Genomic DNA, 9,275 nt, shown 5'->3' with positions numbered 1-9,275 from the left:
CAGTAAGATTGTCGTGATGGGCATGCCGTCCGAGGATGGGGAGAGAGAGCTGCTTACGGAGCTCTACGTGGACAAGGGAGATGAGGTTTATCTGCCGAATCTGACAATGAGACTCGCAGGCAATGAGGGATGGGAGTCCGGCGGGGACTGGATGACCGAGCTTTTTCCGCAGTGGTCACTCACAGATGGCGGTGAGGACATGGGAAGTTATTTAAAAATTGAAAAGCCGGGAAGATATGTGATCTATCCGCTCTCGAGAACGCAGCTGCCATCAGGATTCTTTGGCACGTTTGATGTCAATGAGGACCGGACGACGGGGAGTCTTTTCTTCGAGCAGAAGCTGACATTCTGGCCGTCGCGGCAGGAATGTCTCGAGATTCCGCAGGGAATTCAGGGGGTTTCGCAGAGTCTGTTCTTCATTGCAGATGATGTGGCGGAGACTGCAAAGATTCCGGAGAGCGTGCAATTTTTGGACTGTCCGGCTTTTGAGGTGAGAAAAGAATATCGGGTCGATGAGAAAAACCGGTATTTTACTGTGCAGGATGGCATGCTGATTGACCGGAAGAAGAAGGCACTGATCGGAATCCCGCTTGAGCGTGAGAGCGTTGAGGTTCCAAAAGATATTGAGACAGTGGGACTCTCAAAGCAGAATTCGATCCGTGAGCTGACGTTCTTGTCGGACGAGCCGCCGGAGATTGATCTGTCTTATCTGAATGAGGCGACCCTGATTGTGCCGGAGCGCGCCTATGCAAAGTATCTGTTTGCGTGGGGGTCCAGCCTTGGAACAAATCAGCTGGCGACGGGCGGAGAGACGGATCCGGATTACGATTACAGGGACGGAGCACTCTTCTCAAAAGACGGAACGAAATTGTATCAGGTTTCGAAGGCACTTTCCGGACTTTACTTTGTTCCGGACGGAGTCGAGACGATCGGCACGGAGGCATTTGAAGTGTCTGAGTATATCGACCGGGTATTCTTCCCGGATAGTGTACAGAAACTTGAGTCTGAGAGCCTGAGCGGTGAGAGTCTCAGAGAACTCTTTTTCCAGTCGGAGACTCCGCCAGAGATCCAGAAGGATACCTTCGGCGAGATTGATTCTGCGATTGCGAGAGGACTTCATGTCCGGGTCGCAGAGGGAAGACGGGAGACCTACTTAGCGGCATGGGGACCGATTATCGGGGAGGAACAGGCAGAGAGCCTGATTGTCGATGAGCCGTTTGATTTAAAAGAGACGGAAAGCGGGCTGTCCTACTTAAATCTCAGCGACGGAGCTGTGCTTTTGCAGGCACCAAAGGACTTGACTTCTTTTGATGACATCGTGGCGGAAGCCGGTGAGGATGTCGTCTGGAAGGAGATCGGAACCCGTGCATTTGGCGAGTGCGAGTCCCTTGAAGCGATCACACTTCCCGATACGATAGAGAAGATCGGAAAAGAAGCGTTTGTCCAGTGCAAAAATCTTCAGCTTGTATCCAGCAAGACAAAGGGCGAGATTGAAGTCGGAAAGAATGCTTTTCCGGTTATAAGAGCAGTTGCGTTTGATGCTCTGGCAGTGAATTTCTCCGATGAGGAGGAGAATATGCTCAGCACCTCCTGTTATGTAAATAATGACTGCGTGGTGTCCGGTGGAAAGATGACGGATCGCGTCAACCTTTGGGGAACGTCCTACGAGTTAAAAGAGGCGGATCAGAGTGGAAGTTTTCTGTATGGAATTTATGAGAATGAGTCGTATCTGCTCAGTGGAACGGAGGGAGTTTCGGGGGCGATTGTGGCCCCGGACGGAACGACGCTCCGGGAGATCGGATACTATGCTCTCGAAAACTGCGATGGCGAGGTGACACTTCCGGAGGAATCCTCAAGAGGTCTGTGGTTTGTGGGACCTCAGGCATTCCACAATTCCGGTCTTACCGGAACGGTTGCGTTCTCGGATGTTCTGTGGAAGATTGAGAGCGGGGCATTTGAAGGCTGCGCGGGAGTCACAGAGATCCGATTTGACGCGGAGCCGGATACGCTGTGGGAGGAAGAGGACCAGAATGTTCTTCAGATTGGTGAGCGGGCATTTACCGGAACCTCGATTGAGGAGATCCGCTTCCCGTACACACTTGAGACGCTTGGACAGTATGTACTTTACGACTGTCCGAATCTTGAGAGAGTAATCTTTACCGGAGCGACACCTCCGACGCTTGTGACGTTCAGCAAGGGAAGCCAGTACCAGTTTGGCTGGGAAGAAACGGGACAGGAAGTCACAATGGGATTCGAGGAGATGGCAGAAGGCTGTGAACAGGACTATCTCGACAGATGGAAACTCAGTCTGTTTGGTTACACCACAAAGGAAGAGATGGCGAGTGACATGAGCTTTAATCTTCTGATAGATATCATGTTTGACTGGCCGGGAGAAATATGGGGAGACGATGGCGAGTATACGCCGGAGTTTGCCGCTTATTTTAATGATTATGTGGATGTGAAAGTCAACCAGAAGCTCTATGAGACAGAAGTCTATCTGTGTGGACTGATGGGACTGGAAGTTCCGGAAGAGCCGGAGTGGACGCTTCCGGATCCGGATGACTACCTCACAGATCAGACAGAGGATCTTGAAAATCCGGAAGAGCCGGCAGAAAAAATTCTTCCTGATACAGAAGAGCCGATTCAGCCGGATGATTCAATCGAGGATCCAATTGATGATTCGATTAAGGATGCGGATGAGACGATCGATGAGGAGACAAAAGATTCCGACTCGTCAGAAGATCAGAAGGATCAGAAAGATCCGGCTGAAGACAACGATAAGTCGGATGAAGATAAGTCCGAGGACGATGCAGCGGATCCGGATGAGAAACCAGAGGAAGATACTGAGGACAAATCGGACGAGAGTTCGGATGACAAATCAGACGGCGATGAGGAGAAACCAGATGATATAACAGAAGACGAGTCCGGAAACGAGGAGACCGATAAAGAAGAGTCCGACGAAGAAAAGTCTGACGAAAAGGAAGCCGGTGCAGAGGATAAAGACGACGGTTCGGGGACAGGTTCCGAGGCGGAATCCGAAGAAAAATCTGAGACAGATTCTGGGACTGGGAGAGACGAGACGGAGCAGAAAATAGAAGAGACAGAGGGGGAAACACAATCATGATATTGGAACAGTCGGAGCATATCATTCGTGAGGTAAAAAAAGTTTTTATCGGAAAGGATGATACCATCCGCCGGGTACTGATGACAATCTATGCGGGAGGCCACATTCTCCTTGAGGATTGCCCGGGAGTGGGAAAGACAACGCTTGCTCTGGCATTTTCGAGAGCACTCGGTCTGGATTACAGACGAATCCAGTTTACCACAGATACCCTCCCGTCAGACATTACCGGTTTTACGATGTACAACACACAGACGGGGAAGTTTGAGTACCGGAACGGCGCGGCAAACTGCAACCTCCTTCTCGCGGATGAGATCAACCGAACCTCTCCGAAGACGCAGTCGGCTTTGCTTGAGGCGATGGAGGAGCGCAGTGTGACGGTGGATGGAGTGACGCATCTGCTTCCGAATCCGTTTATCTGCATTGCGACGCAGAACCCGATCGGAGCAGCCGGAACCCAGGCACTTCCGGAGTCTCAGATGGACCGTTTCATGGTGCGACTTTCAATCGGCTATCCGTCGGATGAGGATCAGTTGAAAATTTTGAGAACGAGAAAGTACACCAATCCGCTTGAGGACATTCAGGTGGTTTCGGGAGCGGAAAACATTGTGGACATCCAGAACTACCTCTCAGCGATGACGATGAGCGATGAGGTTCTGTATTATCTGATTCATCTGTGTGAGGCGACGAGACAGGATCCGATTGTTGAGCTCGGAGTGAGTCCACGAGGGGTACTGGCACTCACGCAGATGGCGAGAGCGCATGCCATGCTTGAGGAGCGCAGCTATGTGATTCCCGAGGACGTCCAGGCGACGTTTGAGGATGTCTGTGCGCATCGTCTGATTCTGAAACCGCAGGCGAGAGTGGAGGGCGTGACGGAGAGAGATGTCCTTCAGAGAATTCTGACACAGGTAAAGCCGCCGTCCGCTCCAAAGAGGTGGAATCATGGCTAAAATCCGGGGCATCTATGCAGCAGTGACGGAAGTGACGTTCGCATTGTTTTTGTGGCAGAGAGAATGGTTTGTGTTTGGTATTTTTCTGTTTGAAATTCTGTGGTTTGTGCTTCTGTGGATCCTGATCCGCGTGGAAGCACCCCGGATTCAGGTTTCCATCCGCACTTCCCCGACGTGGAGGGCGGGAAAACCACTTCAGATGGAAATCAGGGCAGACTCCCGCCGCCTTTTGGCAGCGGCGATTCTCGAGGGAACTTTAGAGTGTGAGAACCTGATGATCGGAAAGACAAAGATCGTTCCGATCCACATGAATCTCTCTGAAAAATCAGTCCTGCTGACGCTCCCGATTGAGACAGCCGTGTGTGGAAGAATCAAGATCAGTCTGGTTGGTGCCAGATGCTATGATATTTTTTCTCTCAACGCAGCGCCGGTTCCTCCGGCACAGGAGTGTCAGATCCTTCTGTATCCGCAGGAGGTCCCGGTAGAAATCTTAAAGTACAGTTCTCCGGCAGGTGACAGCCTTGACGGAACCCAGATGGCGCCGAAGAAAGGAAAAGATGCCAGCGAGGTGTATGACTTGAGAGAGTACCATAGCGGGGATGATTTCCGCTCGATCCACTGGAAGCTCACTGGGAAACTTGGAGTGATGATGGTCCGGGAGGCGAGTGATCCGACCCGCCATGACACGCTGATTCTTCTCGATATCGGACAGTTTGACGAGAAGGCGAAAGTCTCCCCGCAGGCACTGAGCACGGCATTTTCTCTGGCAGCGGGAATCTGCGGAAAAATGCAGGAAGCAGGCTACTTTTTTGATGCGGGTCTTCCGGTGAATGGCGAGGTTCTCGTCCGCCAGATTTCGGATGAGCGTGCATATGAAAAAATGCTGGACGCATGGATGTATCTGGTGGTTCCAGAGAAAAACGGTTCCGGACTTCTGTGGTTTGAGGCAGAAAATATGCAGAGAACGTTTCGAAGAGTGATTTATGTCACGGCGGGACTCTGCCCGGATACCTTTTTCCGTCTGCCGGAAAATCTTGATATCACGGCGATCTGTGTTCAGGATGAGGGGGCAATCCGGGTATCGGAGCTGTGCAGAAGAGTCCTGATGGAGGTTTCCGCGGAGGAAGTGCTCAAAAATACATTCCGTGTGGTAATCTGATGAGGGTAATTTTTGAATCTGAAGTGGAAAAAATTTAAAGTAATTTGAAGTGGAAAGTACTGAGGGGAAGGACAGCTGATGAATAGGGAAAAGAGGCAGGACAGACAAGAAAGATGGAAGAATTATGCGGACTTATTCAGCTATACGGTGCTGGGCCTGTTTTTGGCAATCGGCCTTTTGCTGTCCTGGTTCCGGATGGTTTCGTTTTCGCCGTCCTTTTACCGGTTCTCGGCAGAGGTGGCACTTGCCGCAGTTTTGTGCGAGACGCTGTGTCTGGCCTTTCTGGGGGCTGTCGATCAGAAATACAAATTGACATTTTCACTTCCGGTGGCGGCAGCGGTTCTGGCAGGCTTTGTCTTTGGCTGGGAGAAAGTGCTGGCGGGAATGAGGGATTATCTCAATGTGATGATCGCCTGCTGGAATGAAAAATACAGCGACAACCTCTCTTACATGGGAAAGATGGCTGAAACACAGGACAATCTGAGTATTTTCTGCCTGTTTGTCCTTCTTTTATGCATTGCGGCGAACGGATATCTGCTGAGCAGAAAAAAACTGCTTCCGCTTTTTATTCTTGTCATCATTTACTTTGTGCCGGGAATCATTCTGGAACAGTCATCTGTGAGGGGAAGCATCTGCCTGTTATTGTCGGTTGTCGGAATCTGGCTGTTTTCACTTCGGGCGGGTTCGAGAGTGCGCAGAGCAATGTGGTTTCTTGCAGTTTGGGCGGGACTGCTTGTAATTTATTTTTTTGCACCGCCCGGAAAAAGTGAGAGAGTTCGTCTTTTTGAGCAGGAAATCTGGCAGACAATGGGACAGCTGCGATACGGAAAGGATACGCTTCCGGAGGGCGATCTTCTTCGCGCCTGCGAGATGGAGGATGGCGCAAAGGTCACGCTTCGCATCCGTGCGGATCATGTGAAGAGCATGTATTTTCAGGGATTCACCGGAGCGGTGTACCGGGATGGCCAGTGGAGAATGCTGAAAAAGAACATCTATGCCGGTGAACGCCGCGGATTTTTGAAGTGGATGAATGAGCAGGGCGTGGATCCGAATTCCCAGTATGTGGCATATCAGCAGGCAGGCGATCATCTTGTGGCGGAGAATCCGGATGAGACGGAGATTGAAGAGAATTTTGTCTCGGTCAGGAATGAGGGGGCAAACCGCAAATATGTCTACACACCGTACTCGGCACAGAAACCAAGCGGAGAGAAGATTGTGGGAAAGCAGGACAGCGGATACGTCTCTGGAAAGTTTTTTGGAAGCAGGGCGTATACTTTCACGGAATATTCGAGAAATGTGCCGGGAGAGCTTCAGCGTCTGGACTCGTGGGTCTATTCCCCGATCACGGAGGAACAGAAAAAATACCTCGAGGCGGAATCCGTGTACCGCGACTTCGTGTATGAGCATTATCTGGATGAAAACCGGGAGCTGAATGCGAAGATTGAGGAGATGTTCCACTCGGAAGATGAGGGGGAGAGTGCGCAGGGCGAGAGTATTTATGAAGTGACGCAGCGCATCCGCACGAAACTGAAGGATGAAACGAGGTATCATCCGACGCCGAAGGAAAATTTCGGCGGTGAGGATCCGCTGCTGCGCTTCCTTGAGGGAAAACAGTCTGGAAACTCAGCGTTTTACGCTTCTGCCGGAGTGCTCGCCTTTAGGAGTTTCGGGATTCCAGCCCGCTATGCCGAGGGGTATTATCTGGATGAGAACCAGGAAGAGAGTGAGGCAATGGAGGAGCGGACGGAAGATGGCATTGCCCTGACAGCACAGAACGCGCATGCCTGGGTGGAGGTCTGTGCGGATGGCATGGGCTGGATTCCGGTCGATGTGACTCCGGGATTCTATTATGACACCTACACGCTTTTGCAGCTCTCAGAGATGCCGCAGAAGATCAAGAAGACGGCGGCACTTGAGAATCAGGGAGATGAGGCAGAGGAAACTCTGAAGAAAGGAAACGAAGACGGGGGAAAGAACGGAGAAAATCCGCAGGAGCAGAGCAATCTGCAGGATGTGGTCTGGGGAGGATTTCTGATTGTTCTATTCCTTGTCGAGGCTATCTGGGTGGTTCTGGAGATTCGGAGGGTCTGCTACGAGTACCGGATTTATCACTGCATGGATACGCCGAACAAGGATCAGGAGACAGAGTTTTTGTTTGAGCGGATTCAGGAAAATCTGTGGGCCTGCGGAATCGATATGCAGCCGGGCTGGCACAAGGCGGAGACAAAGGCGGAAATCAGGGAAATTCTGGGGGATATTTCTGCCGGAATGTATTTGAAGATCAATGATTTGATGGAAAAATATTTTTACGGGGGAAGTTCGCTCGAGGCAGATGAGAGAAGACTTCTGTGGAGCTTTCTGATTCGGCTTCGCAGAGGAAGAAAAAAGAATCTCAGCCTGCACCGGCGTCTCAGGCTTCGTTTTTTGATGTTCGGAAGCGCAGCCTGAGTTCTTGTGGAAACGTTAATTAATTAATCAGGAGGAAAATAAAAATGGAAAAGATTACGAGCTTTACGATTGATCATCTGAAACTGCTTCCGGGAGTCTATGTTTCCCGGAAAGATAAGGTGAAGGATGCGGTTGTCACGACGTTTGATATCCGCATGACGAGACCGAATTATGAGCCGGTGATGAACACGGCGGAGGTTCACGCAATTGAGCATCTCGCAGCAACTTTTCTGCGCAATCATGAGCCGATCAAGGACAAGGTGCTCTATTTTGGACCGATGGGATGCCGGACGGGATTTTATCTGCTTCTTGCAGGCGACTATGATTCCACGGACATCGTACCGCTTATGAGAGAGCTGTTTTCTTTCATCGCCAATTATGAGGGAGAGATTCCGGGTGCCTGCGCGAAGGACTGCGGAAACTATCTGGATATGAATCTTTCTATGGCAAAGTACTGGGCAAAGCGCTATTTAGAGGAGGTTCTCGACAATATCGATGAGTCCAGACTGGTTTATCCGGAATAAAGAATGAGAGTAGAGAATTCTGAGTAGAATTCTGAGTAGAATTCCGAGTAAAGAATTTTGGATAAAGAATTGGGATTAAAGAATTAGAATCAAAGAATTAAAATTTAAAGAAAAGAATTAGAAATTTAGAATAAAAAGAACAAGACAGATGGAGAGTGAAGAGTAAGATGCACGACGATATTTACCAGATGTATTTGGAGGAGATTGATGCGATCCGCCCATGCACAAGGGAAGAGCAGGATCAGCTTCTGAAGAAAGTGGCTCAGGGGGAGGACTCTGCGAGAGAGCGTCTTGTGGAGGGAAGCCTCGGGCGTCTTGTGGAGCTTGCAAAAGAGTATGACGGTCAGGGTGTTTTGATGGGAGATCTGATTCAGGAGGCAAATACGGCGCTTCTGACCGCGCTTGCCGGATTGTCAGGTGCAGCGGATCATGAAATTCCGGCAGATTTTGAGGCATTTTTAAATACTTCTGTCCGCCCGTCACTCGATGCGATTGTGGAGGAGCAGAAAGATGAGAAGGAGGTCGGCGAGGAACTTGCCGCCCGCGTCAATGTGCTCCAGACAGTCTCCCAGGTACTTTTAAAGGAGCTTGGACGGGAGGCGACGCTTGCGGAGCTTGCTGAGAAGATGAAGATGACGGAGGATGAGATCCGTGACATCATGAAACTTGCGCTCGATGCCGTAAATGTGAGCCAGATGCCGGCGATGAGCGAGGATGATTCTGAGGACGGAAACTAAGGCATATAAGAGTAAGTACATGAGAGTAGGGATATAAGAATGGGGCTCCTACGGCAGGTAAAGTCCTTCAAACGCGCTCTCGCTCCGGGCTCGGCGTAGCGGTGCATAAGGTCGCAAAGTACGCGACCTAAACACCGACGTCTCACACGGGTTTGCAGGTCTTTCCTGTCTCCGGAGCTCAAACATGCCCAAACATGACTGCTTGATTTGTAATCTGTGTTTTGATAAATGATGAAATCTAGTATAAAAATGTTACGTCCTTGATTCAAAAATCAAATAAATTAGCAATAATAATAAATACCATAAGATATATTAATTTTATTTATAATATAT

6 protein-coding genes are annotated in these 9,275 nt (G+C 50.2%); all 6 read left to right on the top strand.

All coding sequences use genetic code 11. The annotated features are described in order from the left end of the window. On the top strand, nucleotides 1-3,124 hold a 3,124-nt coding region (locus ACR0QE_RS12090; RefSeq protein ID WP_432628601.1), incomplete at its 5' end, for a leucine-rich repeat protein. Then, nucleotides 3,121-4,074, top strand: a complete 954-nt coding sequence (locus ACR0QE_RS12085; RefSeq protein ID WP_432628600.1) for an AAA family ATPase — start codon at nucleotides 3,121-3,123, stop codon at nucleotides 4,072-4,074. The genes ACR0QE_RS12090 and ACR0QE_RS12085, both read left to right, overlap by 4 nt. Then, a complete protein-coding gene (locus tag ACR0QE_RS12080) occupies nucleotides 4,067-5,233 on the top strand; it encodes a DUF58 domain-containing protein (protein ID WP_432628599.1) in 1,167 nt (388 codons plus the stop codon). The genes ACR0QE_RS12085 and ACR0QE_RS12080 overlap by 8 nt, the downstream gene beginning before the upstream one ends. 78 nt (nucleotides 5,234-5,311) lie before the next feature. Next, nucleotides 5,312-7,681 carry a transglutaminase domain-containing protein gene (locus ACR0QE_RS12075; protein ID WP_432628598.1) on the top strand — a complete coding sequence of 790 codons (2,370 nt, stop codon included), beginning with the start codon at nucleotides 5,312-5,314 and terminating at the stop codon, nucleotides 7,679-7,681. 44 nt (nucleotides 7,682-7,725) lie between these two features. Next, on the top strand, nucleotides 7,726-8,205 hold the full coding sequence (locus tag ACR0QE_RS12070) for an S-ribosylhomocysteine lyase (RefSeq protein WP_432628596.1): 480 nt from the start codon (nucleotides 7,726-7,728) through the stop codon (nucleotides 8,203-8,205). 155 nt (nucleotides 8,206-8,360) lie between these two features. Further along, nucleotides 8,361-8,942 (top strand): sigma-70 domain-containing protein, encoded by a 582-nt coding sequence (locus ACR0QE_RS12065; protein WP_432628595.1) that lies wholly within the window; start codon nucleotides 8,361-8,363, stop codon nucleotides 8,940-8,942. The last annotated feature ends 333 nt before the right edge of the window (nucleotides 8,943-9,275 follow it).

Source organism: Brotaphodocola sp., assembly GCF_050873065.1.
Taxonomy (GTDB): domain Bacteria; phylum Bacillota; class Clostridia; order Lachnospirales; family Lachnospiraceae; genus Brotaphodocola.
This window is presented reverse-complemented; position numbering and strand designations above follow the sequence as displayed.

Coding starts and splice junctions, on each gene's coding strand:
- ACR0QE_RS12080 (WP_432628599.1), top strand. CDS start 4,067: ATGGCTAAAATCCGGGGCATCTATGCAGCAGTGACGGAAGTGACGTTC.
- ACR0QE_RS12085 (WP_432628600.1), top strand. CDS start 3,121: ATGATATTGGAACAGTCGGAGCATATCATTCGTGAGGTAAAAAAAGTT.
- ACR0QE_RS12075 (WP_432628598.1), top strand. CDS start 5,312: ATGAATAGGGAAAAGAGGCAGGACAGACAAGAAAGATGGAAGAATTAT.
- ACR0QE_RS12070 (WP_432628596.1), top strand. CDS start 7,726: ATGGAAAAGATTACGAGCTTTACGATTGATCATCTGAAACTGCTTCCG.